The sequence below is a fragment of the Nocardia sp. FDAARGOS_372 genome (assembly GCF_002554515.1).
In the GTDB taxonomy this organism is placed as follows: Bacteria; Actinomycetota; Actinomycetes; order Mycobacteriales; family Mycobacteriaceae; genus Nocardia; species Nocardia farcinica.
In genome coordinates this window covers 802,897-828,503 of sequence record NZ_PDDW01000001.1, presented here as the reverse complement: position 1 = coordinate 828,503, position 25,607 = coordinate 802,897, and the positions used below count along the sequence as shown (strand labels likewise).

Genomic DNA, 25,607 nt, shown 5'->3' with positions numbered 1-25,607 from the left:
AAATATCCGGTCAGCGTAACGCCCACCCCGCGCGAATCCGGGGGCACTCCACTCCCGGCGCGCCCCGAGCCGCCGAACATCGGCCGCTCGGACTTGTCTTGGAGTGCGCTCCAGGTCTTAGCGTGAAGGCACACGCTGACCGGCAACGAGGAGACCTCATGGAGCTCGGCTTCCATCTTCCGATCTTCGACATCGACGGCGGGACCTCCGCCATCGCGGGCGAACTGGCACGGGCGGGCGCGGCGGCCGAGGCCGCGGGAGCCACCTGGCTGTCGTTCATGGACCACTACTTCCAGATCGAGCCGACCGGCCTGCCCGCGGAGGCCAACATGCTGGAGGGCTACACCGCGCTGGGCTTTCTCGCCGCCCACACCACCACGGTGGAGCTGGGCCTGCTGGTCACCGGGGTGACCTATCGCCATCCCGGCCTGCTGGCCAAGATCGTCACCACCCTCGACGTGCTCTCCGGCGGACGCGCGGTGCTCGGGCTCGGGGCGGCCTGGTACGAGCGCGAACACCGCGGGCTCGGCGTCGACTACCCGCCGCTGGCCGAGCGTTTCGAGCGCCTGGAGGAGACGCTGCGGATCTGCGCGCAGATGTGGGACCCGCAGAACAACGGCCCGTTCGAGGGCAAGCACTACCGCCTGGCGGAGACACTGTGCGCACCACAGCCCCTGCACCGGCCGCGGGTGCTGATCGGCGGCGGCGGCGAGCAGAAGACGTTGCGGCTGGTGGCGCGTTACGGCGACGCCTGCAATCTGTTCGGCACCTCGCCGCAGGACGTCGAACACAAGCTGGACGTGCTGCGCAGGCACTGCGAGGCCGAGGGCCGCGACTACGACCGGATCCGCAAGACCATCCTGGCGAACAATCCCCGCCCCGCCCCGGAGACCCGCGACGAATTCGTCCGGGCGATGGCCGATTACGCGAAACTGGGCATCGACCAGGTGATCGTCACGCCGACGACCGGCTCCCCCGCGGCCTGGATCGAGGGCATGGCGCCGGCCGTGCCGCGGTTGGCCGACCTGGGCTAGTCCGCGCCTGCCTGGTCCACGGTGACCGGGAGCGGTTCGCGGGCCTCGTAGATCCGCTTGTGCCCGGAGATCGCCGCCAGCCGGAAGGGGCGACGGGTCTGGGCGGGGAGGGCGTGATACCGGCCGTCGGTCGGCGTGCCCGCTTCGTGCAGTGCCCGGTACTCGTCGTACCCGAGCGGTTCGCGGGTGGCGATCGCCGCGCGGGTCGTCTCGGTGCGCAGATGCCGCCGATAGCCGGGGACGACGACGCCGCCGAAGAACTCGGCGACGCTCCCGGACCCGTAGCTCACGAAGGCCAGCGGACGGCCGGACAGGTCGTCGGCGTGGTCGAGCAGCGACATCAGCCCGAGGTAGAGGGAGGCGGTGTAGCTGTTGCCGACGGTGCGGTTGTAGTGGGTGGTGTGCGCGACGGCGGACTCGATCGCGTCGGGGTCCGCGCGGTGGCCCTGGCTTTCGAGCAGGTGCCGGTGGGCTTTGTAGGCCATCCTGGTGAACGGCTGGTGGTAGCAGAAGGCCGCGAACTCGCCGAGGTCGCGCCCGCCCCGGCGCCGGTAGTCGCTCCACGCCTCCTGCGCGGCCTTCTGATAGGCGTTGACCGAGGTCTTGCCGTCCACCAGCGCGGCACTGCGGTAGTTGGGCCGCCAGAAGTCCATGATGTCGGCACTGTAGAGCCCCGAGGGCGTTTCGAACGCGACGATGCCCGGATCCGCGGTGACCAGCATCGCGACCGCGGCGGCGCCCTGGGTCGGCTCGCCGGGGCTGTCCAGGTCGTACTTCGCGACGTCGGCGGCGATGACGAGCACCCGTTGCGCCGGGTCGCGCGCGATCAGGCCGGCGGCGAACTGAAGCCCGGCGGTGCCGCCGTAGCAGGCCTGTTTGAGTTCCACCACCCGCGCGGAATTGGGCAGCCCGATCAGCGGATGCAGGTACAGGCCGGCCGATTTCGACTGGTCCACCCCGCTTTCGGTGGCCAACAGCACGGTCCGGATGTCCTCGGCGCCGTGCCGCTCGAGCACCGGCGCGGCCGCGGCCGCGGCGAGGGTGACGACGTCCTCGTCGGCGGCGGCGACGCTCATCGTCTCCTGGCCGATGCCCAGGCGGAACTTGTCGACGTCGACGCCGAGGCGGTCGGCGAGCAGGACGTGATCCAGGGCGTAATGGGTGGTGGCGAAGCTGAGGTCGTGGATTCCGACCGCGGTGGTGGTCATGGCTGTACTCCAGTGCTCGTGGTCGACCGTTCGAATCGGGTGTGGGAGCGCATCAGTTCGCCGCGGTTGGTCTGCGCGGCCAGCAACGACAATTCCCCGCACAGCACGGCCGCCGCGGCGATCACGGCCAGACGCCGGGCGTTCTCGCCGTCGGGGCGTTCGTCCCGGCAGCCGAGCCGGGCCAGGACCTCCTCGACGAAACCGTGGTGCTTGCCGTTGCCCACGGTCCCGACGACGAGATTGGGCAGCGTGCAGGAGAAGTAGAGATCCCCGCCGCGGTCCTCGGCGTGGGTGACGCCCTGTGAGCCCTCCACGATGTTGGCCGCGTCCTGACCGGTGGCCAGGTAGAAGGCGAGCAGCATGTTCGCGTAATGGGCGTTCGCCGAACGGATTCCGCCCGCCAGCAGGGTGCCGATCAGGTTCTTGCGGATGTTCAGTTCCACCACCTGCCGGGCGGTGGTGTGCAACCGTTGTCCGACCACCTCGGCGGGGATCAGGATCTCGGTCACCACGTTCTTGCCCCGGCCGAGGATGCCGTTGACCGCGGTGGCCTTCTTGTCGGTGCAATAGTTGCCCGACACCGAGACGTGGCGCAGGCCGGGCACGGTCGCCACGATGTGGTCCATCAACCGGTCGGCCGCCAGTGTGGCCATGTTGTGGCCCGCGGCGTCACCGGTGCTGAACGCGAACCGCAGGAACAGCAGGTTCCCGGCGATCTGATGGTGCAGGTCGAGCAACCGCGCGTAACGGCTGCTGGCCTCGGTCACCCGCTGGAGTTCGGCGAACCGGCCGGTCAGGCCGCGCACGGCCACGAGCGCGGTGTAGGCGTCGTCGGCTTCGAACAGCACCGAGCGGGTCATCCGGTCGTCGATCACCGTCGCCTGCACGCCGCGCTCGGTGAGGGTGGTGACGCGCGCGCCCCGGCCCACCGAGGGCCACAGCGGTGACTCGTAGGTGGCCAGCGGCACCTCGACGGCATCGTCGACGACGGCGCCGGTGATGCGCACCGGCCCCACCCAGCGCAGTGGGACCGCCGCATACGACAGGTCGTTCACAGGAGACTCCTTCGTTCCGAGGGGTGCCACCAGTGGCTGCGATGGGCGTAGGCCGCGGCGTCGATGCCGCGCAGCCGGCAGAACGCGGCCACCTCGCCGGTGATCAGCAGGTCACAGCGGCGCAGGTCGGCGGGGGTGGCGGCGCCGAGCACGGTGGCGATGCTGCGCAGTTGATCGAGCCAGGCGCGGATGGTCTCGATCAGTCCCTCGGCGCCGCGGTCGAGCAGCGTCGCGAGGAACCGGCCCGCGACACCGGTCGCGTCGGCGCCCAGGGCCAGTGCCTTGGCGACGTCGAGGGGCGAGCGGATGCCGCCGGAGGCGACGAGCGCGATGCCGGTGACCTCCGCGCTGTCGAGCAGGCAGGCGGGCGTGGACTGGCCCCAGGTGTCGAGGAAGGAGAAGTCCGCCGCCGGGCGCCGGTCGTTCTCGATGCGGGCGAAGTTCGTGCCGCCCCGCCCACCGACGTCGGCGACGGCGACCCCGGCATCGCGCAACCAGGCGACGGTCGGGCGGCTGAGCCCGAACCCGACCTCCTTGACGATCACCGGCACCGGCACGCCCGCCGCGAGGTGCTCGATGCGGCGCGGCCAGGACCGGAAGGACCGGTCCCCCTCCGGCATCACGATCTCCTGCACCGCGTTGAGGTGGATCTGCAGGGCGTCGGCCGCGAGCAGGTCGACGGCCCGGCGCGCCTGATCCAGCGTCGCCGTCGCGTTGACATTGGCGATGACCACACCGTGCGGGTTCTCCTCCCGCAGCACGCGGAAGCTGCCCGCCAGGCCAGGGTCGCGGAAGTAGGCACTCAGTGAGCCGGAGGCGACCGGCAGGCCCGTCTCGCGGGCGGCGATCGCCAGCCCGCGGTTGATGTCCGTGGCCGCCGCGCTGCCGCCGGTCATCGCGTTGATGAACAACGGTGTGTGCCATCGCTTTCCGGCGATGTCGACGCCGAGGTCGACGTCGGCGGCGTCGATGCCCGCCAGGGCGTGGTGCTGGAACCCGATCGCGTCGAAGTCGTTGACCGGGGTCCGGTCGCGGTGCTGGTCAACGGCGTGACGGACGTGGTCGTCCTTGCGGTTGCTGCTCATGTGTCCGCCTCCTGCCGTGGGTGGGGGCGCACCGTCAGCGGCTCGATGCCCGCGGCTCGCCACCGGTCGGCGAGTTCGGCCAGCGCCGCGGTGTCGGCGGGGTCGAGGAAGGCGATGCCGCAGTCGCCGCCACCGGCGCCCGACGGTTTGGCGGCGGCGCCGACCGCGTCCCCCGCGGCGCACAGCGCGCGCAGCCGGGGTGTCATGATGCCCGCGCGGGCGACGCTGTCCAGGTGGACGAGAAGCTCACGGGCACGCAGGATTCCGGCGTGCACGGCGCCCGGCTCGTCCGCCTCGAGCGCCCGGGCCAGGGCGCGCACGCACTCCTCGGTGGCGGCCACGAAGGCGCGGTAGTCCCCGGCGCGGCGGTCGCGGCCCCGGCGCACCGACCGGACCAGTCCCGGCGTGGCAACGGGTGTGCCGGTCCAGCCCACCCGCAGCGCCGATCGCGCGGGCGGCGGCAGCCGGTGCACCGACAGCCCCGGCCACGGCCTGCTCAGCAGCTCGGTCACACTCCGGGTGGCGAGCGTCTCCGACACCCACCGCCGATCCGGGGAGCCGTAGACGAGCCAACCGCCCCAGGTGCTCGCCGCCACGTCGCCACCGGACGCGGCCGGATCGACCGACAGGGTGGCCAGCATCGCCAGCCGGTACCGGTCCATCCGGCTCAGGCCCAGCCGGTGGAAGCGCCCGAGCGCCGCGACGGTCGCCGCGGTCACCGCCGCGCTGGCCCCGAGCCCGAACTTGCGGCCGGACCGGTCGGCGAGATCGGCGGTGACGGCGACCCGGCAGGGCAGCACCGGATGTCCGCGTTCGATCAGCAGCCGTTCGACGACCGCCGCGGCGGCGAAGACGTACGCCAGCTCCGCGGGCGGGCGCGCCCGCCCGTTCGCCGGAACCAGTCCCGTGCCGGCACGGCGGCAGGCCAGCTGCACCCCCTGCCCGAGGTCGGTGCACACCGTGACGGCCGCGTCGGTGTGGCTCGCGCGCACCGTGGCGGTGGCGTACCGGTCCACCGCGGTCAGGATCGCGTGGCGGCCCGGCTCGACGACGGCGTACTCGCCGGCGACGAACAACTTGCCGGGTGCCCGTTCGCTGATCACCGCCCACCCCCGACGGTCACCGCGACACCGGGGCCGGCGTAGCCGATCCGGGTGGTCACGAAATCACCGACCGCCCGCACCGCCGAGGCCACTCGCGCCGCGTCGGCGCGCGCGCACAGGATCTTCACGTTCGGTCCGGCGTCCATGGTCGCGTAGGCGGGCACCCCCTCGGCGCGCAGCGCGAGCACCCGGTCCAGGACCGCGAGCGAATGCGGGGAGAGATAGCGGATCGCGGGCCGGGCGGCCAGCATGGTGGCGTGCATGCCCAGCGCGTTGCGTTCGGCGATCTCGCCGACCTCGGCCAGATCGCCGCGCGCCAGCGCGGCGCGCATCCGCGTCAGGTCGGTCGCCGAGGAGGCCGCCCAGGCCCCGTACAACGGTGAGGTCGCGCGCGTGCGCCGCATCGCCTCCCGGCTGGACACGGCCTTGGCGGCCGCGTCCACGACGGCGACCACCAACGCCGGGTCGAGCCCGCCGTCCTCGACCGGCTCCGCGTAGGAACCGAGATCCCCGGCTTCGCCGAGCCCCTCGCCCGCGTGCCACACCGCGAATCCGCCGAAGATCGACCGGCAGGCCGAGCCGGAGCCGCGGCGGGCGAGCCGCGAGAGCGAGCGGGCGTCGCGGTCGAGCCCGAACACGGTCGCCGCGGCCGCCGCCAGTGCCGCGAATCCGCTGGCGGAGGAGGCCAATCCGGCGCCGGTCGGCCCGCTGTTGACCGAGATCACCATGACGCGGTCGGCGCGGCCCGCGCGGGCGCGCACCAGATCGAGGAACCGCACGACCCGGGCCAGAGCCGGACCGGAGGCCGGTTTCCCGTCGAGGGTCACGATGTCGGCGGGTCCGTCGATGAGCGCGACCGCCGTGGTGGTCGGGAAGATGTTCACGGTCAGCGACAGACTGGCGGTCACCGGCAGGACGGCGGTCTCGTCGCGCTTGCCCCAGTACTTGATCAGCGCGATGTTCGGATGGGCCACGGCGACCGCCTCGTCGGCGCGGGCCGCGGCGAGGTCGGCGTTCAGGTGGGGTGAGAGAGTCATGACCACGTCCTTCGGATCGGGACCGTCCAGGTCCGCACGGCTCCGGCCCGGCGAAGCGCCGCACCGACCGTGGCGGCGGCGCGGCCGGGTTCGGTGAGGGCGAGCACGCAGCCGCCGAGTCCGGCGCCGGTGAGCTTGGCGCCGTGCGCGCCTGCCCCGAGTGCGGCGGCGACGAGGGCGTCGGTGCGCGGGTGACCGACGCCGAGGGCGCCGAGCAGCTCGTGGAACGCCAGCAGCGTGCGGCCCAGCGCGGCACCTCGTCCTTCGCTCAGGGCCGCCATCGCCGTGGCGGCGAGTTCGGTGGCCCGGCCGAGCATGCGTCGAGCACCGATGGTGTCGCCGTTCAAGGTTCTCCCGGCGACGGCCACCGCCTGCTGGGTGGCGCCGGGCACGCCGCTGTCGGCGAGCACCAGCGCCGCGTCGAGTGCGACGGCCAGCGGCTCGGCGGCCCCGGCCTGGAACCGGATCGGCCCGGTCGCCAGGATCGCGCGCGCGTCCACGCCGCTGGCCCGGCCGTGGGCGACCTGTTCGCCGCACTGCACCAGTTCGTACAGGGTGTCGGCGTCGAGGGACCGGCCGTAGAGGTCGGCGACCGCCCGGACCGCGGCGGCGGCGTCGGCGGCGCTGGAGCCGAGGCCGCGGGCCGGTGGAATCGTCCGGTGCAGGACGATGTCGACGGTCTCGTGGTCCAGATCCCACCGGTGCAGTGCCGCACCCACCGCCACCTGCGGACCGCACACCGCAGGCGTTCGGGCGCCGACGGTCAGGCGCGACAGGCGCGCGTCCGGTTGCCCGGGACCGGGAGGGCGGTGCTGCGCGCGAAAGGCACTGGCGCGCACCGGCAATGCCGGTATCGGTACCGCGAGGGCGGGCGTTCCGTGCACCACGGTGTGCTCGCCGAGCAGGATCGCCTTGGCGTGGGCGCGTCCGGCGCCCACCTCGCCGGGGGCACCGGCCCCGGGTTCGCGCGGACCGGTCATGTCGATTCCTCTCCCCCGACGCGCCCCGCACCGCCGGCGAGCCCCGCCCCGAGCGGGCGGGCCCGGCGCAGTCGTGCGCGCGCGGCCGGGCCGAGCGGCGAGGGGAAGAACGCCGGCACCGCGGTCGCGTAGTCCCGGTAGGCGGCACCGAAGCGCGCCGACAGGTCCCGCTCCTCCAAGATCGTGCCCAGCACGATGTAGCCGGTCAGCCCCACCGCCCACAACAGGTGCCCGAGGGTGAGGGTGCTCGCGCACCAGAAACTGAGCAGCAGCCCGGTCATCAGCGGATGACGCACCAGCCGGTAGGGCCCGTGTACCTGCAACCGGTCGGCGGTGGCGTCCGGGACCTGCCGGACGTAGTGCCGGTAGGCCTGACCGAGGCCCAGCAGGTGGAAGTGATCCAACAACAGGGTCGCGACGTAGACCAGCACGAAACCAAGCCAGAACCCGGCGTCGAGCGCCGCGCCGACCGCGCCCTGGGCCGACCAGATCGGCTGCGGCAGCGGCTGCCAGCCCAGGCAGACCACCCACACCACGGCACTGGCCGCGACCACGTAGACCGTGCGCTCGAGCGGCTCGGGCACCCAGCGGATGACCACCGCCTTGACCGCGGGCCGGGCCATCGCGGAATGCTGTAGCCCGAACAGGGCGAGCAGCCCCAGGTCGATCGGGACGGCCCACGCGGCCGGCAGGTGCGCGCCGCTGTCGACCGTCTTGGGCAGCCACCAGCCACCGGCGAACAACAGCAGCAGGGGCACGGTGACGCCGGCGAAGGCGTATCCGGCGAAGGCGAGCAGGAGCGGGACGAGCCGTCGGCGGTCGGCGAGCGCGCCCCGAACCTGTTGTGCGAGAGTCAGATCCATGCGAACCAGGGCAGCAGCCGGGAACGGACGCGGCCCTCCTCCATGCGCTTGTCCAGCTTGGCCTTCCACCGCTGCCCGTAGGGCACGTCGAGGAAACCGTCCGGAACCACCAGCCGCCACGCCGAATTCAAGGTCATCCAGTAGGGCACGATGACGCCGGGTTCCACCTGCCGCATGAAGTCGAGCTTGTCCGGGATCTGGCTCCAGTGGATGCCGGGGTAGCGGTGGTGCACGCTGTGGTAGCCCTGGTTGAAGATGAAGAAGTTGAGCCAGTTGCCCGCGGTGTTGAGCGATTTGCTCGGGTCGTCCTCGAAGCCGCGTGCCGGCGCGTGCGTCAGCCAGGCGAAGTAGCCGGAGTTGACCTGGGTGACGGCGAACGGAATCCAGTAGAAGAGCGCGAAGCGCGCGCCGCCTGCCGCATACCAGGTGAGCGCCACCAGCGCCAGGACGATGGTGAGGTCGAACACGAACTGGTGACGGCGGATTCGTTGTTTGGCCGTCGCGTCGGCGGCGAAGATCGTCCGGATGGTGTGCCGTTTGACGATGGTGCCGTACCGGATCCAGTACCAGATCGCGCCGAGCCCGCGCTCGCGCCCCTCGGTGGAGGTGACGTCACCGGGGCCGTCGTTGTAGCGGTGGTGGTTGAGGATGTGCACCTCTCGCATCTCGGCGGCGGTGAGCAGTGCGGGCATGCAGCAGAACAGGTCGACCACCCGGTTGAGCCGCTTGGACACGAACAGCGGCCGGTGCGTGTGCATGTGCAGCACGCCGATGGTGAGCGAGAAATTCAGCAGGGTGAGCGTGACGATCAGCGGCACGGCCACATACCAGGTCGTGGCGATGGGAGCGAACAACCCGAAGGCCAGCAACCCGACCCAGGCCACGACATGCAGCAGCGGGCCGAGGTTGGCCGGATGCTCGAGTTTGAACACGCGGCGGCTGAACGGGATCGGGGCGGACGGAGACGAGGAGCGCGGGCTGGGGCGCGGGGTGACGGTGCTCATGGGAGGACCTCCTTGGATGGGGTGGTGGCGAGCCGAGCGGGCGGGTGGGTGCTTATGTGCTGCCTCCTCCGGTGTGCTGGGCGGCGAGTTGGAATCGAACGGCCAGCTGGCGCATCGCCTCGACGTCACCGGGGGCGATCCGCTCGAGCGCGCCGAAGGCCAGGTGGTCGGCGATCATCATCCGGCGCGCCTGCGCGGCGGGCACTCCGCCGGTGAGGCGGTCGGGCGGCAGCGCCTCGACCAGGGCGAAGGCGGTGCCGACCACCAGTGGTCCGAGCGTGTTGGCCGTCGGACGATGGTCCAGCGCGGCGAGCATCGGCGGAGCGTCGCCGGCGGGCTCGGTGGGTTCGGGAGCCGCGTCGAGCACCAGGTGGATCGCGCGGTCGACGCTGCCCAGCATCCGGTTCTGCATGCGGTCCCAGTAGCCGGGCGCGGCGGCGGCGAGCACGGCGGCGGGCAGCCGGAGCCGGCGCGGGTAGGGCGGTGCGGCGCCCGCGGCCGAGCACAGGAAGGTCGTGGTGGTGATCGCCAGATAGGCCATACCGGCCCGGGCGCTCAGGCCGGGGGTCCGCGGGCCGAGCGTGCCCAGCAACGCGAGACTGCCCAGCGCGGGCGACAACACCCGCAGCAGCACCGTGCGGGTCAGGTCGGCGCGATCGGCCGCGCCGTAGAGCGCCAGCTCGCCGTCGCGCAGGTCGTTGGCCAACTGCGCGGTGATGCCGACGCATTCGGCCAGCTCGCGCAGCTCATCGTCGGCATAGGCCGCTCCGGCCACCAGCTCGCACGCGTGGTGGATGACGCGGCCGAGCACGCCCGCGCCGTAGGCGGTTCGCGGCAGCGGGGTGGCCAGGTTGCGGGCCATCACGGCGGCGACGTCGTCGAGCAGGGCGGCGACGCGCGCCCGGCCCGGCGCGGGCAACGCGCCGACGAGGAGCCGGATGTCGGGTGCGCGCTCGGCGAGCACGAGGTCGACCGCCTCGCTGTCACGGTCGGCGACGGCGCGCAACGGCGGTGGGGCGGTGTCGGTGCGGCCGCCGAGATAGCCCGCCGCCGCGAGCACGGCCGCGCCCGCGTGCGGACGGTCCATCAGGTCCTCGTAGGCGTCGAGCACCCGGCAGGCCAGCAGCGCGGCGGTCGCTTCGGCCCGCTGGCCCGCGGGCAGCAACCCGACGGCCAGGCCGAGATTCCGGCCGGCCGGAATCAGCGCTCGCGCGGCCAGTTCCGCCGGCGTGGCCGCCGCGCGCAGCGCCGCCAGATCGGGCGCGCGCCGCAGCCGGCGGAGTCCGTGGACCAGGGGGCCGAGCCGTCCGGCGGTCATCGGGTCACCACCCGCACCGCGAGCCGGTCCAGGTGCTCCTTGGCCGGGGAGAGCGGGAACGCCGCCAGCGCCCGCCGCGCCGCCTCGGCGGTGGCGACGGCGTGGGCCCGCGCCCTCGCGATCGCGCCGCTGTCCGCCAGCGCGGATTGCAGGACGCCGGTGGGGGTGGCCGGGTCCAGCCAGAGATCGACCGCCGCCCGTTGCTCGGCCAACCATTCGATGACCGGCCAGGTGGGCACCCGGCGGTCGAGGTCGCCGCAGGCGTCCTTCCCCAGCCCGGGCCCGCCGTCGACGTCGCGCACGTCGTCCATCACCTGGAAGGCGAAGGCGAGCCGCTCGGCGTAGTCCATCAGATCGCGCAGCCGGTCGTGCTCGAGGGCGCCCGCCGTGCCACCGTAGGCGCAGGCCAGCCGGAACAACGTGCCGGTCTTCGCGGCGGCGACGCGGGCGTAGTGGCCGCGCAGGGCGTGGTGGTCGACGGTGGGCGGGATGGTCTCGACGAGCTGGCCGAGCGACAGGTCCGACAATCGGTCCAGGTAGGTCACTCCGGCGGCCGTGCCGACGGTCCCGAAGGCCGCCGGGTTGTCGGCGATCACCCGTGCCAGCACCTGGAGCGCCTTACCGGCGAGGTGGAATCCCGCGCGGGCCGCCCGCCGGACACCGAACGCGGCGGGCACCGACGGCGCGTCGCGACGCAGCGGCGACCCGTCACAGATGTCGTCGTGCACCAGGGACGATTCATGGAACATCTCCCAGACGCAGGCGATGTCGAGGGCGTCGTGCACCGGCGCCGCGTCCGGCGACGGGATCAGCTGGGCGCAGGCCAGGGCCAGACCGGCCCGTACCCGTTTACCCGGCGCGGTGAGGATGTGGCGATAGATGTCGTCGAATTCGCCTCCCGTGAGCAGTATCTCGCGCATCCGGCGATCCACCTGGCCGATCTGCTCGGCGATCGGCGAGCACGGCCGCAGCAGCGAACCCTCGTTCGCGCGCGTGGGTGCCGGATGGTCGGCGGATCCCTCCGGACGGGGCCGCTCGATGTCGATATCCTGTTGTCTCGCAACGTTTTCCGAGTAGGGAACGACGGCGACACCGCGGGTGCGGGTGGAATGTGGAGTGGGACCAGGTGCTGACGGCAGCGCGGCATTGTCCATGGCAGGATTCCCCTAGCGATGATCACGAGACAACGGATCGGCGACAGCGCGGGACGAGCGGGTGGGGTGTGGTGCGCGAATGTGCGATCGATCCGGATCGGATGACGGCGGCGTCACCCGAGCTGACCTCGAACTTCGGTGGTCGAACGACCGTCCTCAGGTTAACGGTCCAGCGGGCGGGTCCACCAGGGGTCTTGGACGAACTCCGAAGAAGACCACGGGCGGCTGGCCTATCTCACAGGGCCGTTACGTGGACACCGACCGGCCCTCGGAGTTATTCGGTCGATTCGATGAAAACTACAGTGAGACAGTAATTCTCAAGGCTTCGCAGCATCGGGGGCGACGGACCGTCCGGCCGGGCGAGTCGCCGCGCCGGTGAGCAGCTCCCGCAGGGCGTCCACGATCGGCGTCACCGGAACCTCCGGGTCGAACGCGCGCTGCACGCCGAGGCCGATACCCAGCGAGAGCAGTCGCACGGCGGCGTCGTGAGCCGGAACGGCCAGGGTGACGCCGAATTCCCGGGCCTGCTGATCGATGAGTTCGGCCAGGGTGTCGGTGATCTCCCGCCGCCGCACCGCGAGTTCCTCCCGCAGGTCGTCGAGATGCCGTGTGCCGATGGCGAATTCGACCTCGACGGTGAGCCAGCCCACGTCACCGATGTTCTCCTCGGCCCACCGCCCGAAAGCGGCGATGCGGGCGTCGAGGGTGTCGGCGCCGAGCACGGCGGCGGCCAGGCTGAGCACGCGCGCCAGCCGGATCCGCTCGAGCACCGCGAGACCCAGCTCGTGTTTGGTGGCGAAGTTCGAGTAGACCGCGCCCTTGGAGAAGCCCGCCCGCGCGGCCACCTTGTCCAGCGAGGTCACCGTGTAGCCGTTGGCCAGGAACATCTCCTCGGCGGTCTCGACCAGGCGCTCACGGGTGCGCGCGTGCGCCTCCTTGCGGGTCAGCCTGGTCATGCGCCGATCCTAGCAATGGGCTACCCAAGGAATCCGGATACCGCTAGTATCCGAAATTGTGACGACACGACGAGCTCTGGCCATCGGCTGCGGTGGCACCCTCGGCTTCGCCTGGACGGTGGTCGCGCTGCGCGCCGTCGAGCAGGCCCTGGACTGGGACGCCCGCACCGCCGAGGTGCTGCTCGGCACCTCCGCCGGCGCCGAACTGGTGGCCGCGCTCGGCGCGGGCCGCACGCCACGGGACCTGCTGGCGGCACTGGACGGCACACCCGACGCCGACCCGATGTTGCTGCGCCACTTCGCGTTCCATCCCGGTGCGCTGCCGCCCCTGCCCGCACCGGCGCTGCCTGGCCTCGGGCTGATCCGCGGCGCACGCCGCGCCGGGTCACCGTACGGCGCGCTGGCCGGCCTGCTGCCCGCGGGCGCGGCGACGCCGGCCGGCTGCGCGAGTACGGCGCCGCGCTGGCCGGACCGGACGGCTGGGTGACGCACCCGGACACCTGGCTCGTCGCGGTCGACACCGCCACCGGCGCCCGCACCGCCTTCGGCAGCCCGGACGCGCCGCGGGCCGAGCTGGGGGCGGCGATCGCGGCGTCGTGGGCGATTCCCGGCTGGTTCCCGCCGGTGCGGATCGGCGGGCGCGACTACCTCGACGGCGGCGCGCTGTCGTCGGTGTCGGCGGATCTGCTGGCCTCCCGCGACCTGGACGAAGTCGTCGTGATCGCCCCCATGACCAGCGCGAACGGCGCGCCCGCCCGCGGTGTCGACCGCCTGGAGCGACTGTTGCGCGCACCGATGACCCGCGGCCTGGACGGTGAGATCGCCCGATTGCGGGCGGCGGGCATCCGGGTGATCCGGGTCGAACCCACCGCCGCGGATCTGGCTGCGATGGGCCCGAACTTCATGGACGTCACCCGCAGGCCCGCCACCCTGGCGGCCGCGCGGCGCACCACCCCCGGCCTGGTCGCCGACGCGATCCTGGCCGCCGACCGAGCGGGAGCAGCCGCATGAGCCGACATCACGAGGTGATCGTCGTCGGCGCGGGCGTGTCCGGCGTCTGCGCGGCGGTCGAGCTACGCCGCGCCGGTGTGTCCGACGTACTCGTCCTGGAGAAGGCCGAGACCTACGGCGGCACCTGGCGGGCCAACACCTATCCCGGGTGCGCCTGCGACGTGCCCTCCGGCCTGTATTCGTACTCGTTCGCGCCGAATGTTGAATGGTCGCGGCTGTTCGGCACCCAACCGGAAATCCTCGACTACGTCGGGCGGGTCGCGCGCGAGCACGGCCTGGACGCGATCACCCGCTTCGGCGTGGAGATGCTCGACGCCCGATGGGACGCGACGGATCGACGGTGGCGGGTGCGGACGAACGCGGGCGAATTCAGCGCCACCTTCCTGGTGGCGGCGGCCGGTCCGTGGAACGAGCCCAAGATCCCCGGCGTGCCGGGCCTGGACGAATTCCCCGGCGAGGTCTTCCATTCCGCGCGCTGGAACCACGACTACGACCTGCGCGGCAAGCGGGTGGCGGTGATCGGCAGCGGTGCCTCGGCCGTGCAGTTCGTGCCGCAGATCCAGCCGCGGGTGGCCGCGCTGCACCTGTTCCAGCGGACCGCGCACTGGGTACTGCCCAAGCTGGACCATCCGGTGCCCGAACTCGAGAAGCAGCTGATGCGCCGGGTGCCGTTCGCCCACACGGCCCTGCGCGGCCTGGAGTACGCGGTGATGGACGGCGTGGTCGGTACGGCCTTCCACCGGCCCAAGCCGCTCATGCACGGCTTGCAGGCGATCGGACGCGCCTATCTGCGCCTGGCGGTGCCCGATCCGGAGCTGCGCCGCAAGCTCACCCCCGGCTATCTGCTCGGCTGCAAACGAATCCTGTTCTCCAACAACTACCTCCAGTCCCTCACCCGCCCGAACGTGGCGGTACATGCCACCGCGGTGGACCGGATCGACGGCTCGACCGTCGTCGGCGCCGACGGCAGCGCGGCCGAGGTGGACGCCGTCATCCTCGGCACCGGCTTCCACATCCTCGACATGCCGCTGGCCGATCTGGTGCACGGCGCCGACGGCCGCAGCCTCGCCCAGCACTGGGGCGACTCCCCCGAGGCCTATCGGGGAACGGTGGTGTCGGGCTTCCCGAACCTGTGCATCATGCTCGGTCCCAGCCTCGGCACCGGGCACTCCTCGGCGTTCACCATCGCCGAAGCACAGGTCGCCTTCCTGGTGCGGGCGGTGACCACCGCCCGGCGGGAAGGCTGGTCCAGTTTCGAGGTGCGGCCGCGGGCGCAGGCGGACTACGTCGACCGGGTGCAGGCCGCACTCGGCGGCACCGCCTACAACGCCGACTCCTGCCGCAGCTACTACATCGACGCCAACGGCCGCAACAGTTTCAGCTGGCCGTGGTCCACCGGCAGGCTGGTGCGCACGGTGAGCCGGTTCGATCCCGCGGACTTCACCGTCACCGTCGCCGACGACATCGAGGTGCCCGCATGAGCCGCTACCCGGCCATCGACGTGCGCGGCGCGCTGGTCGCGGTCACCGGCGCGGGCCGGGGTATCGGGGCCGCGACCGCCCGCGCGTTCGTCGAGGCGGGCGCGCACGTCGCGCTCGGCGACCTGGACGCCGACGCGGCCGCCGCCACCGCCGCCGGTCTCGGCCCGCTCGCCGGCGCGCACCCCCTCGACGTCACCGACAAGTGGTCGTTCGCGGCCTTCCTCGCCCACGCCGAGAGCCGTCACGGCCGCCCGCTCGACATCCTGGTCAACAACGCGGGCGTGATGCCCAACGGCCCGTTCCTGGACCAGGACGAGGACCTCGACCGGCTCACCATGGAGGTCAACGTCTTCGGGCTCGTGCACGGGATGCGCCTGGCGCTGCCCGGCATGGTCGAGCGCGGCCGCGGCCACATCGTCAACGTGTGCTCGCTGGCCGGGAAATTCCCGCTCGCGGGCCTGGCGATGTACAACGCGAGCAAGTACGCCGCCGTCGGGCTCACCGCCGCCACCCGCCTGGAACACGCCGACACCGGCGTCAGCATCACCGCCGTCCTGCCCAGCGCGGTACGCACCGAACTCTCGGCGGGCATCGACTACGGCGTACTGCCCGCCGTCGACCCCGAAGACGTCGCCGCCGCCATCGTCGGCACCGTCGCCAGCCGGGCGGCCGAGGTCGCCGTCCCCGGCTACCTCGGCCCCGCCGCCGACGCCGCCACACTCGTCCCGGAACGCGTGATGCGGGTCCTGCGCAGGCTCGCCGGCGACGACGCGGCGATCACCCGGGTGGACACGGCGATCCGCGGCGCCTACGTCGAGCGGATCAGGCGGAGGTAGCGCGGCGCCTCAGATCGCGCCCAGCGTCTGTTCGAGCGAATCCAGGTTCTGCCGCAGCCGTTCCAGGATCCGGCGGGGCCCGGCCTCGCCCATGGCGTCGGCTTCGGGGTCGATGACCGTACGCACCGCCATCTCGGCCAGCTGGGTGGCGGCCGCCCGCCCGTTCTGGTCACCCGGATGGTGCCACCAGGCGATCCAGTTGAGCATGCCGATGATGCCGAGCGCGGCGGTGCGGGAGTCGACGGGGAAGAACTGCCCCGCCCGGATTCCGTCGTCGATGACGCCGACGAACTCCTTGAGCACTCGCCGCCTGCTGCTGCGGTAGGTGTTGGCCAGTGACTCGGGCAATTCGGCCTCGGAACGAATGAGCAGACGGAACCGTTCGGGCGCCTGCATCTGGTGGCGCGCGATGGACAGCGCCATCTCGCGCAGCCGCTGTGCGGGGTCGAGGTCGTCGCGCTCGTTGATGGTGTGCAGCAGTTGCGCCGGTTGCTCGGCGATCTCGGTGACCAGCCGCGCCAGCAACTCGTCCTTGTTGGCGACGTAGTGGTACAGCGCGGGCCGGGTCAGGCCGGTCGCCACGGCGATGTCCTGCAGGGTGGTCCCGGCGAACCCCTTCTCGGCGAACAGCCGAGTGGCCTGCTCCATGATCTCGCGCTCGACGAGCTCACGGCGCGAGGTGCTCTGCGATCCGGCGCGTGCGTTCGTGGTCATCCCCGACAGCGTATGCGCTGCCGGTTCGTCACGCCGACGCACTGTGGACCCGCACCGGTGTCGCCGCCGCCGGGACGCCCGAACTCAGATGCACCAGATGCGTGCGCCCACCGGCGAGCCCGGCCGCCGCGTCGGCCTTGTGCGCCTCGGGCACATCGACCACGACCGTCGCCCCGGACTGCCACCTGACCCGTTCGGCCAGCTCGAGCCGCGTCAGCACGTCGGCACGGTGGGGAGCGCCGGTCAACCAGACGACGCCCGCCTCGGGCACCGTCGCCAGCAACGCATCGGCCGCCTGCTCCCATGCCGACGCGAGATCGACCTCGAGCACCGCGGTGGTCTCGTGCGCACGGAGGTCCGCGGGGGCGAGCCTGGAAGGGTAGGTCCGGCCGCCGTGCCGCAGCGGCTGCGCGCAGACCCAGTCGTCCAATCCGGCCGCGGGCACCGCCGCCGGTGTCACGCCCGCGTAGTCGGCCAGTCCGCGACGCGACACCTCCGGCGCCGAGGCGGCGAACCGGTCCAGGCTCACCTTCCCGGCACGGGTCATGTAGCTGACCATCAGCTGGTCGACCGGGAGCCCGAGCCGGCGCGGGAACGACTCCCACCACAGTTCACTGCGGCGGGCGATGGACTGTAGGTGCTCCACGTCGGCGCGGCGCACCCGTTCGTACTCGGCGAGCGCCTCGCCCAACGTGGGGGCCGCTCGGACGGCGCGGTCGAGGGCGATGGCGTCCTCCATCGCGAGCTTGGTGCCCGAACCGATGGAATAGTGCGCGGTGTGTGCGGCATCGCCGAGCAGCACCACGTTGCCGGTGTGCCAACGCCGGCAGGTGACGGTGCGGAAGCGCAGCCAGCGGGTGCGGTTGCCGATCAGCCGGTGGCCGGCGAGGGTCTGCGCGAACGCCTTCTCCAGGTAGGCCAGCGACTGCTGATCGGTCTCCGAGGGCGGAGTGTCGGCGGTCGTGCGGTCGAATCCCGCGCGCACCCAGGTGTCTTCGTCGGTTTCGATGAGGAAGGTGCTGCGGTCGGCCGCGTATGGATAGGCGTGCGCGACGAACGTGCCGTGCTCGGTGGTGACCGGGGTGAACACGGCGCTGGGCAGGGCGAAATCGGTGCCGCACCACAGGTACAGCCCGGTGCCGGTGGTGATGCGCGGCGCGAGCGCGTCGGCCAGCCGGGTGCGGGCGGCGCTGTTGACGCCGTCGGCGGCGATCACCAGGTCCGCGTCGAGTTCGGTGATCTCGCGCCGCTCGCCGAACCGCAGCCGTACTCCGGCGGCCTCCGCGTGCCGCTGGAGTACGGCCAGCAGGGTGGTGCGCGCGATGGCCAGCAGTTCGCCGTGGGACAGCCGGGCCACGGCGTCGCCGAGGCGCATCGACATGTCGTGCGGGTGCGCGCGGTCGACGATCTCCTCGAGCGAGGCGGAATCGGCGGCGCGCAGGTTGCGCTGGGTGCGTGAGGCGAGGCCGACGCCGAAACCGAAGGTGGTGTCGGGCGAGCCCTGTTCGTAGACGGTCACCTCCGCGTCGGGGTGGCTGAGTTTGAGCAGCCGGGCGGCGTAGAGGCCGCCGGGCCCGCCCCCGAGCACGGCCACGGTGCGCAGTTTCATGAGTGCTCCTGATTCCCCGGTCGCGCCGATTCCGACGCGAGCTTCTCGCCGATGTCGGTGCGCAGCCGCTTCTTGTCGACCTTGCCGACGCTGGTCTGCGGTAATTCCTGGACCCATTCCAAACGCTCGGGCCACTTGAACTTGGCCACGCCCAACGCCTCGAGGTGGGCGCGGATGTCATCGAGGCTCGACGCGACGCCGGTCGCCGCGACGAGATACGCGCAGGTCTTCTCCCCCAGCCGCGGATCGGGCATGGCCACCACGGCCGCGTTCGCCACGTTGGGGTGGCGCACCAGCAGCAGTTCCACCTCCTCGGCGTTGATCTTCTCGCCGCCGCGGTTGATGAGATCCTTGATGCGGCCCTCGATGGACACGTAGCGCACGCCGTCGATGACGACGATCCGCGCCAGATCGCCGGTGCGATAGAACCCGTCGGGGGTGAACGCCGACCGATTGTGTTCGGGCGCGTCGAAATAACCGGGGATGGTGTACGGGCCGCGGCAGCACAGTTCTCCCACTGTGCCGTCGGGCAATTCGGTGTCGGCGCCGGGTTCGAGGATGCGGACCTCGTCGTCCGGGGCGATCGGCGTGCCGACCGTGGTGGCACGGGCGAGGGCGGGCGCATCCGGCGGCGTCACCGTGAACAGGCCCTCGGACATGCCGAACAGCTGACCCGCCCAATGTCCCGCGCCGTCGTCGGCGCGGGCGAACAACTCGTCGGTGAGTTTGGCACCCGACAGCACCACCCGCCGCAGGTGCACGCGCGCGGCATCGAAGCCCGGGGAGAGCACCGCCTGGTAGTGGCCGTGCCCGATCAGCACGTCGGTGGCGCGTGCGCGGGCCAGCAGCGGGAACGCGGTCGCGGTGTCGGGGGTCGCCAGCACCAGGCAGGCGCCGACCGAGTGCGCGCCGTGCAGGGCGCAGGTGATGCCCGCGTTGTGGATCAGCGGGATGAGGTGCGCGACCCGGGTGTGCTCGGTCCAGCCGAGCCGCCGCGCGTAGTACAGCGCGTTGTTCCAGTACTCGACGTGCCTGCGCGGGATGACCTTCGGCACTCCGGTGGTGCCACCGGAGAGTTGGAAGGCGACCACGTCGAGCGGGTCGATACCGGCTTGTACTCGCTCGACGTGGGCGCGGGCCTGCTCCGGTGGGATGCCCGCGCCCAGCGATTCGATCGCCACCGCTCCGGCGGGATCGCCGACGGTGAGGATGTGGCGCAGGGTCGGATGCCCCTGCGCCTGGTCGCGGGCGAAGGCGACCAGGTCGAAGGACAGGCCCGTCTCGACCAGGTGCGCGACGGCGCCGACCTTGCGGCTGATGTGGCCGATCTCGTGCGCGCGGTGCGCGGCCAGGGTCGCCACCGGGACCAGACCGGCCTTGAGGCAGCCGTACCAGGCATACACGGTCTCGAGCCGGTTGGTCGCCTGGAACAGCACCGGGTCGCCCGGGCGCAGGCCGAGTGCGTCGAGTCCGACCGCGATGCGGTCGGTGGCGCGGTCGAGTTCGGCATAGGTCACCGACGCGGCGGCGGTCACCACGGCGGGGCGCTCGGGGAAGCGGGCGGCGATCTCGTGCAGCCGCTGGGCCAGCGGTGTGTCCGTCCAGGCGCCCGACCGCCGGTAGCGTTCGGCGCGCTCGGGCGGGTAGTCGACCAGCCGCTGTCCCCAGCGCTCCCGCCCACCCAGCACGGTCGTCCTCATCGGCCCACCGCCGGGAGCAACCGCGCCAGCTCGGAGAGGTGGTCGGGGTGGTCGGCGGGCACGATGCCGGAGTACAGCGCGGTCCAGCAACCCGGGCAGCACTGCTGCCGGAACACCACCGGGGTGTCGACGTATGCGGCCGGGTCGGAGGTGACCTGCGGACCTGCCTCATTCGACGGGCCCTCGTAACAGGCCAGCGCCAGTCGCCCGGAGCCGCTGTCGCCCAGCAGCCGCCCGCAGTGCGCGCAGCCGATGAAGCGATCGTCGCCGTCCCGCACCTCGACCAGGTTGTCGTCGAGGCGCCGGGCACGGGCGAGATCCAGGGTGGTGCCCGGAGCATCGGGGACCACCGAGCGTTCCCGCCGCCGGGCACGCAGCGCGGCACGCAGGTCCGCGGTCTTCGCGACGTCGAGTGTCCCGTCGGCGACGACGACGCCGTAGCCGAGTTCGGCGCCCTGTGGGCTCACCTTGCCGTTGCGGACGTCGACCGCCACCGCTTCGGGGTCGCGGCGCAGCGGGTCGCCGTACCCGCCGCCGCCCTGCCAGTGCATGTAGAGGACTTCGCCGGGGGCGAGGTAACTCTCGGCGTAGCAGGCGCCGAGTTCCGCGGTGCCGTCGAGTTCGTCGAGAGAGCCGGGAATGCGCCCCTCGGCCAGCATCCGCAGCACACCGGAGTCCCTGGCGAGGATCTCCAGGCCGGTGTTGCCCGGCAACCCACCCGCCAGGCCGCCGTTCTGCGCGACCGCCTTACCCGCCGAGGCGAACACCAGGCCCATCGGCAGGCTGGTGCCGTACGGTGTCACCGCCAGCGAGGCGCTGACACCGCCGCGGTGCCGCCCCGGCCCGCCGGAGTCGGGTTCTTCGCGCCGCCACAGCGTCAGCAGCGGGTAGAGGAACTCGGTCATCTCGGTGTCGGGGATGCGGCCCATCGGGATGCAGAACAGCCCACCGGTGTCCATGCCGTCGGCGACGGGGCGCGCGCCGTAGCCGCCCGCCATCGGCTCCATCATGATGTTGAGGAACGGCACCGGCTGTTCGGCCCGCTCGTCCAGACCGGCCACCACCGCGGTGTCCCAGGTGCCGCAGCAGGAGGCCTGCACGTTCTTGCCGAATTCGATGTGCTGGTCGAGCATCTGGGCCAGGCATTCGGCGATCAGGTTGCCGGTGAGCCACGCCGGGCCGATCGGCCCGCGGCTCACCGCCGCTGGGAAGGTGGCGTTGTTGATGGTGCCTTCTTCGGAGATCAGGTCGAAGCAGCGCATCAGGCCGCCGGCCGACCACGGGATGTCACCGGCCAGGATCGGCAGCAGCGCCAGCATCACGCCGCCGCGCATGCCCGCGTAGGTGCAGTTGATGACGCCGGTCTGTGGATCTGTTCCGGTGAAGTCGAAGCTGAGGTGGTCGCGGGTCTTGGTCATAGCGACCGTGATCTTGTGCACGCCGCGATCGCCGATCTGCGCCTGATCCTGGTAGCCGGTGGCGCGCCAGGTGCCGTCGGGCAGATCGGAGAGCTTGGCGCGCAACCGGTTCTCCGCGTCGGCCATCATGCGCTTCATGACCGCCTTGACGGTATCGGCGCCGTACTGCTCGATCACCGCGAGCAACCGGTTGCGCCCCACCGTGTTCGCGCCGATCTTGGCGCGCAGGTCCAAGCCGACCAGCATCGGCACCCGCGAACGGCGGACCCACACGTCGGCCACGTCGCGCTGGAGTTCGTAGTCACGCACCACCTTGATCGGCGGGGTCGGCAGCGATTCGGAGAACACGTCCTTGGCCGCCGGGTCGAACGAGCCCAGACCCGAACCACCGAGGTCGGGTTCGTGGCAGATGGCGCTCGTCCACGCGAACAGTTCGCCCTCGTGGAAGACCGGTTGATAGACGATGACGTCACTCTGGTGCAGACCGCCGCCCACCCACGGGTCGTTGCACAGGAACATGTCGCCCTCGGCGATACCGGGGTTGGTGCTGCGGTTGCGCAACGTCCAATAGATGGCCAGGTCGACAGCGCCGACCAGCATGGTGTTGTAGAGGCCGACCTGAACCTCCTGGCCCAGCTCGTCGCTGATGGCGAAGTCGAAATCGTTGGCGTCGGTGACGATCGGCGAGCCCGACATCCGCTTGAGCGCCTCGCCCATCTCGTCGGTCACCGACCACAGGCGGTGCCGGATGACCTCGTAGGTGAGCGGGTCGACACCGTCGATCTGTTCCTGGGTGACGGTGTGGACCGGCAGCGTGGGCGGCAGCGAGCGGCGCAACTCCTCGGGGTCGACGGGGCGGCTGGCGAATACTTCGGACCCGGGAATGGGTGCGGTCATGGTGGTTCTCCTGGTACGAGGCTGGGCTAGTCGGCGGTGATGGTGAGATTGCCGAGTCGGTCGACGGTTCCGGTCGAGTCGTGCGGCACCACCACCGTCGTGGTGGGCACCTCGACGATCGCGGGCCCGCGTAGCACGTGGCCCGCCCGCAGCCGGGTGTAGTCGTAGATGTCGGTGTCGACGAAGCCGCGACGGCCGTCGAGGCACACCTTTCTGGTGCCCACGCGCGCGACGCTCGCGTCGGCCGAATCGGCGACGGCGAGTTCGGGCAGCTCCGGCGAGAACGGCAGTACGCCGGTGCCGCGGACCCGGTAGGTGATGGCCTGGATGCCCGCCTCCCGGAATCCGCTGTCGGCTCCGTAGAGCTCGGCGTAGCGCTGCTCGAAAGTGTCGGAGGCGGTGGCGATTTCGGTGGCGGTCAGCGCGCCCCCGGCGACCGGGGTCGCGACCTCGGCCAGCTGCATGGTGTAGCGCATGTCGATCTCGCGGTCGATGCGGACCTCCGCGAACTGCAGGCCCTGGCGCGCCAGCTGCTCGCGAACCTGTTCCTCGAGCTGCTTGAAGTTCTGTTCCACGCGGGCCGGGTCCAACGGCATGGCGGCCGGGTCGGACAGTTCCTTGGCCAGCACGATGTCGGAGGAGGCCAGACCGTAGGCGGAGAAGGCCGAGGCCACCTGCCCGAGCGGCACCACGACGTCACGCACGCCGATCTCCTGGGCATACCGGCCACAGTGCGCGGGGCCGGAGCCGCCGAAGGCGTAGACGATGAAGTCGCGTGGATCGTGCCCGGCTTCGACGACCGTCTTTCGGAGCAGGTCGCCGGTCTGAGCGTTCTGGACCTCGTAGATCGCCGCGGCCGCCTCCTCCACCGACAAGCCCAGCGGCTCGGCGATCCGGCGGCGGATGGCCTCGCGCGCCAGCTCCACGTCCAGCGCCTTGCGCCCGCCGAGGAGACCTCGCTGGGGCAGGATGCCGAGCACCAGATTGGCGTCGGTGTTGGTGGGCTCGGTGCCGCCCTGCCCGTAGCAGGCCGGGCCGGGCACGGCCTGGGCGCTGTGCGGACCGATCTGCAGGTTTCCACCGGCGTCGAGCCAGGCGATCGCGCCGCCGCCGGAACCGATGGCGTGCACTTCGAGGGTCGGCACGTTGATCGGGTGGTGGTTGATGATCGTCGTCGAGGAGCGCACCGGTTCACCGTCGACGATGAGCCCGGCGAGGAAGGTGGTGCCGCCCGCGTCGGTGGCGATGATGTTGCGGTGGCCGAGTTGGCGGCCCAGCGACACCGCACCGACGACGCCGCCGGTGAGCACCGAGCCCACCGTGGAGATCGCGTGTGCGGGAGCTTCGGCGGCCGCGACCGCGCCGCCGTTGCTCTGCATCACCAGCAGCGGCCCCGCCAGGGAGTGCTCGCGCAGCCTGCCTTCCAGTTCGCCGAGGTAGTCGCGCAGGCCGGGACCGATCTGGGTGCTCATGATCGTGGTTGCGTTGCGGGCGAATTCGCGGATCCGGGGGCTGACCTCGCTCGAGAGCGAGACGAACAGGTCCGGATCGATGTCGTGGGCGATCTCGCGGATGCGCCGCTCATGGGCGGGATTGCGGAAGGACCACAGCAGCGACACCGCGACCGCGGTGATGCCGTCCGCACGCAGGGCGTGGATGGCCGCGCGCACCTCGTCTTCGTCCAGCGGCACCACCACCCGGCCGTCGCGGTCGACGCGCTCGGTCACCTCCAGCGCGTGGCGCTTGCTCACCAGGCCGTGCGACTTGCTCTGGCCGAGCACGTTCTGCAACTGCTCGGGTGAGCGGCCGAGGTACCTGCCCTCGACGTTCATGATGTAGATCGAGTCGCGGTGGCCCTTGGTGGTGAGGAAGCCCACCTCGGGTACCTGGTTCATCACCAGCGCGTTCAGCGACGAGGTGGTGCCGTGCGCGATGTGGTGGGTGTCGGCGAGCATCGCCGCGAGCGGGCGGCCGAGCTGCTGGGCCAGCACCTCGAGCACATCCATCACGCCGCGGGAGTAGTCCGGCGGGGTCGAGGGCGACTTGCCCGCGATCACCATGCCCTCGCCGTCGTCGAGGACGGCGTCTGTGAACGTGCCGCCGACGTCCACTCCGATCACATATCCCATTGCCGCTGTGCTCCTTCGGACAGAGGTGCGGGCGAGCCGAATCCGGCCGCCGCTCGGTTAACGAATGCGTCGAGTATTTGACGTGTTCGACGACATGTCAAGCCACTCTCGTGAGTCGGATCACTTTTCCAGGGTAACTCTCCCAGCTCGAACCACCCTTGACGCTTCCGTCTCTGATGTCGAATACTTGTCGTGAACGTCGAATCGCGGGCGAGGGTCGCCCGCATCGGATCGGAAGGGAAACGATGGGCATCCACCGCATCGGGCTGGTCGTCCCCAGCTCCAACGTCACCGTCGAAACGGAGATGCCCGCGCTGCTGTCGCGGCATCCCGGGGCGGAGTTCTCGTTCCACTCGACGCGGATGCGCATGCACACCGTCTCGCCCGAGGGGCTGGCCGCGATGAACGCCCAGCGCGAACGGTGCGTGCTCGAGATCGCCGACGCGGCACCGGAGGTGATCCTCTACGCCTGCCTGGTCGCGGTCATGGTCGGCGGGCCGGGCGAGCACCACCGGGTGGAGAGCGCCGTCGCCGAGCAGCTGGCGACCGGCGGCTCGCAGGCGCTGGTCCGCTCCAGCGCGGGTGCGCTGGTCGAGGGTTTGCGCGCGCTGGACGCGCAGCGAGTCGCCCTGGTGACCCCGTACATGCGCCCGCTCGCGGAGAAGGTGGTCGCGTATCTGGAAGCCGAGGGCTTCACCATCTCGGACTGGCGTGCGCTGGAGGTGGCGGACAACACCGAGGTCGGCTGCATCCCGGGCGAGCAGGTGATGGCCGCGGCCCGCTCACTCGACCTGAGCGAGGTCGACGCGCTGGTGATCTCCTGCTGCGTGCAGATGCCCTCGCTACCGCTCGTCGAGACCGCCGAACGCGAATTCGGCATTCCCGTCCTGTCCGCCGCGACCGCGGGCGCCTACAGCATCCTGCGCAGCCTCGACCTGCCCGTCGCCGTGCCCGGCGCGGGGCGGCTGCTGCGCCAGGACTCCGCTGTCACCGCGAGCTGACCGCACCGAGATCA

At 71.7% G+C, this 25,607-nt stretch carries 20 protein-coding genes and 1 pseudogene; 5 read left to right on the top strand and 16 right to left on the bottom strand.

Annotated features, from left to right (window positions below; genetic code table 11):
• The first annotated feature begins 158 nt into the window (after nt 1–158).
• Nucleotides 159–1,034, top strand: coding sequence for an LLM class F420-dependent oxidoreductase (locus CRM89_RS04185; RefSeq protein WP_098083271.1), 876 nt, complete (start codon nt 159–161; stop codon nt 1,032–1,034).
• On the opposite strand, the gene CRM89_RS04180 is transcribed toward CRM89_RS04185, so the two are convergent.
• From CRM89_RS04180 to CRM89_RS04130, 11 genes are all read right to left on the bottom strand, one after another.
• A complete protein-coding gene (locus tag CRM89_RS04180) occupies nt 1,031–2,242 on the bottom strand; it encodes a hydroxymethylglutaryl-CoA synthase (RefSeq protein ID WP_086839010.1) in 1,212 nt (403 codons plus the stop codon). The genes CRM89_RS04185 and CRM89_RS04180 overlap by 4 nt on opposite strands.
• Nucleotides 2,239–3,297, bottom strand: a complete 1,059-nt coding sequence (locus tag CRM89_RS04175; protein WP_011208743.1) for a hydroxymethylglutaryl-CoA reductase — start codon at nt 3,295–3,297, stop codon at nt 2,239–2,241. The genes CRM89_RS04180 and CRM89_RS04175 overlap by 4 nt, the downstream gene beginning before the upstream one ends.
• Nucleotides 3,294–4,382 carry a type 2 isopentenyl-diphosphate Delta-isomerase gene (gene fni, locus CRM89_RS04170; protein WP_011208742.1) on the bottom strand — a complete coding sequence of 363 codons (1,089 nt, stop codon included), beginning with the start codon at nt 4,380–4,382 and terminating at the stop codon, nt 3,294–3,296. Before fni ends, CRM89_RS04175 begins: the two co-directional genes overlap by 4 nt.
• Nucleotides 4,379–5,485 carry a phosphomevalonate kinase gene (locus CRM89_RS04165; RefSeq protein WP_098083270.1) on the bottom strand — a complete coding sequence of 369 codons (1,107 nt, stop codon included), beginning with the start codon at nt 5,483–5,485 and terminating at the stop codon, nt 4,379–4,381. The genes fni and CRM89_RS04165 overlap by 4 nt, the downstream gene beginning before the upstream one ends.
• Nucleotides 5,482–6,522, bottom strand: coding sequence for a diphosphomevalonate decarboxylase (gene mvaD, locus CRM89_RS04160; protein WP_011208740.1), 1,041 nt, complete (start codon nt 6,520–6,522; stop codon nt 5,482–5,484). Before mvaD ends, CRM89_RS04165 begins: the two co-directional genes overlap by 4 nt.
• Nucleotides 6,519–7,502: a mevalonate kinase gene (mvk, locus tag CRM89_RS04155; RefSeq protein ID WP_098083269.1), complete on the bottom strand. Its 984-nt coding sequence runs from the start codon at nt 7,500–7,502 to the stop codon at nt 6,519–6,521. The genes mvaD and mvk overlap by 4 nt, the downstream gene beginning before the upstream one ends.
• On the bottom strand, nt 7,499–8,365 hold the full coding sequence (locus tag CRM89_RS04150; protein WP_098083268.1) for an isoprenylcysteine carboxylmethyltransferase family protein: 867 nt from the start codon (nt 8,363–8,365) through the stop codon (nt 7,499–7,501). Before CRM89_RS04150 ends, mvk begins: the two co-directional genes overlap by 4 nt.
• A complete protein-coding gene (locus tag CRM89_RS04145) occupies nt 8,356–9,369 on the bottom strand; it encodes a fatty acid desaturase (RefSeq protein ID WP_060591986.1) in 1,014 nt (337 codons plus the stop codon). Before CRM89_RS04145 ends, CRM89_RS04150 begins: the two co-directional genes overlap by 10 nt.
• A 52-nt stretch (nt 9,370–9,421) precedes the next feature.
• Nucleotides 9,422–10,687, bottom strand: coding sequence for a hypothetical protein (locus CRM89_RS04140; RefSeq protein WP_098083267.1), 1,266 nt, complete (start codon nt 10,685–10,687; stop codon nt 9,422–9,424).
• Nucleotides 10,684–11,607 carry a polyprenyl synthetase family protein gene (locus CRM89_RS04135; RefSeq protein ID WP_228788241.1) on the bottom strand — a complete coding sequence of 308 codons (924 nt, stop codon included), beginning with the start codon at nt 11,605–11,607 and terminating at the stop codon, nt 10,684–10,686. Before CRM89_RS04135 ends, CRM89_RS04140 begins: the two co-directional genes overlap by 4 nt.
• Before the next feature lie 551 nt (nt 11,608–12,158).
• Nucleotides 12,159–12,797 carry a TetR/AcrR family transcriptional regulator gene (locus tag CRM89_RS04130; protein ID WP_060591992.1) on the bottom strand — a complete coding sequence of 213 codons (639 nt, stop codon included), beginning with the start codon at nt 12,795–12,797 and terminating at the stop codon, nt 12,159–12,161.
• Nucleotides 12,798–12,855: 58 nt separating this feature from the next.
• Here CRM89_RS04130 and CRM89_RS04125 point away from each other — a divergent pair.
• From CRM89_RS04125 to CRM89_RS04115, 3 genes and pseudogenes are all read left to right on the top strand, one after another.
• A pseudogene (locus tag CRM89_RS04125) lies at nt 12,856–13,808 on the top strand (patatin-like phospholipase family protein).
• On the top strand, nt 13,805–15,289 hold the full coding sequence (locus CRM89_RS04120) for an NAD(P)/FAD-dependent oxidoreductase (RefSeq protein WP_098083265.1): 1,485 nt from the start codon (nt 13,805–13,807) through the stop codon (nt 15,287–15,289). Before CRM89_RS04125 ends, CRM89_RS04120 begins: the two are co-directional and overlap by 4 nt.
• The gene (locus CRM89_RS04115) at nt 15,286–16,125 is read left to right on the top strand and encodes an SDR family oxidoreductase (protein ID WP_011208731.1); all 840 of its coding nucleotides are present in this window, start codon (nt 15,286–15,288) and stop codon (nt 16,123–16,125) included. The genes CRM89_RS04120 and CRM89_RS04115 overlap by 4 nt, the downstream gene beginning before the upstream one ends.
• 9 nt (nt 16,126–16,134) lie before the next feature.
• Here CRM89_RS04115 and CRM89_RS04110 read toward each other — a convergent pair whose 3' ends face one another.
• Genes CRM89_RS04110 through CRM89_RS04090 form a run of 5 tightly spaced genes read right to left on the bottom strand, consistent with a single transcriptional unit; the run spans nt 16,135 to nt 24,592 of the window.
• On the bottom strand, nt 16,135–16,839 hold the full coding sequence (locus CRM89_RS04110) for a TetR/AcrR family transcriptional regulator (protein ID WP_011208730.1): 705 nt from the start codon (nt 16,837–16,839) through the stop codon (nt 16,135–16,137).
• Between the two features lie 28 nt (nt 16,840–16,867).
• Complete coding sequence (locus CRM89_RS04105; protein WP_086839026.1) at nt 16,868–18,448, bottom strand: FAD-dependent monooxygenase; 1,581 nt, start codon at nt 18,446–18,448, stop codon at nt 16,868–16,870.
• Nucleotides 18,445–20,148, bottom strand: coding sequence for a (2,3-dihydroxybenzoyl)adenylate synthase (locus tag CRM89_RS04100; protein WP_011208728.1), 1,704 nt, complete (start codon nt 20,146–20,148; stop codon nt 18,445–18,447). The genes CRM89_RS04105 and CRM89_RS04100 overlap by 4 nt, the downstream gene beginning before the upstream one ends.
• Entirely contained in the window at nt 20,145–22,463 is a 2,319-nt protein-coding gene (locus tag CRM89_RS04095) for a hydantoinase B/oxoprolinase family protein (protein WP_060592006.1), read from the bottom strand. Before CRM89_RS04095 ends, CRM89_RS04100 begins: the two co-directional genes overlap by 4 nt.
• A gap of 26 nt (nt 22,464–22,489) precedes the next feature.
• The gene (locus CRM89_RS04090; protein ID WP_060592008.1) at nt 22,490–24,592 is read right to left on the bottom strand and encodes a hydantoinase/oxoprolinase family protein; all 2,103 of its coding nucleotides are present in this window, start codon (nt 24,590–24,592) and stop codon (nt 22,490–22,492) included.
• Nucleotides 24,593–24,837: 245 nt separating this feature from the next.
• Here CRM89_RS04090 and CRM89_RS04085 point away from each other — a divergent pair, with 245 nt between their 5' ends.
• Complete coding sequence (locus CRM89_RS04085) at nt 24,838–25,593, top strand: maleate cis-trans isomerase (RefSeq protein WP_060592010.1); 756 nt, start codon at nt 24,838–24,840, stop codon at nt 25,591–25,593.
• The last annotated feature ends 14 nt before the right edge of the window (nt 25,594–25,607 follow it).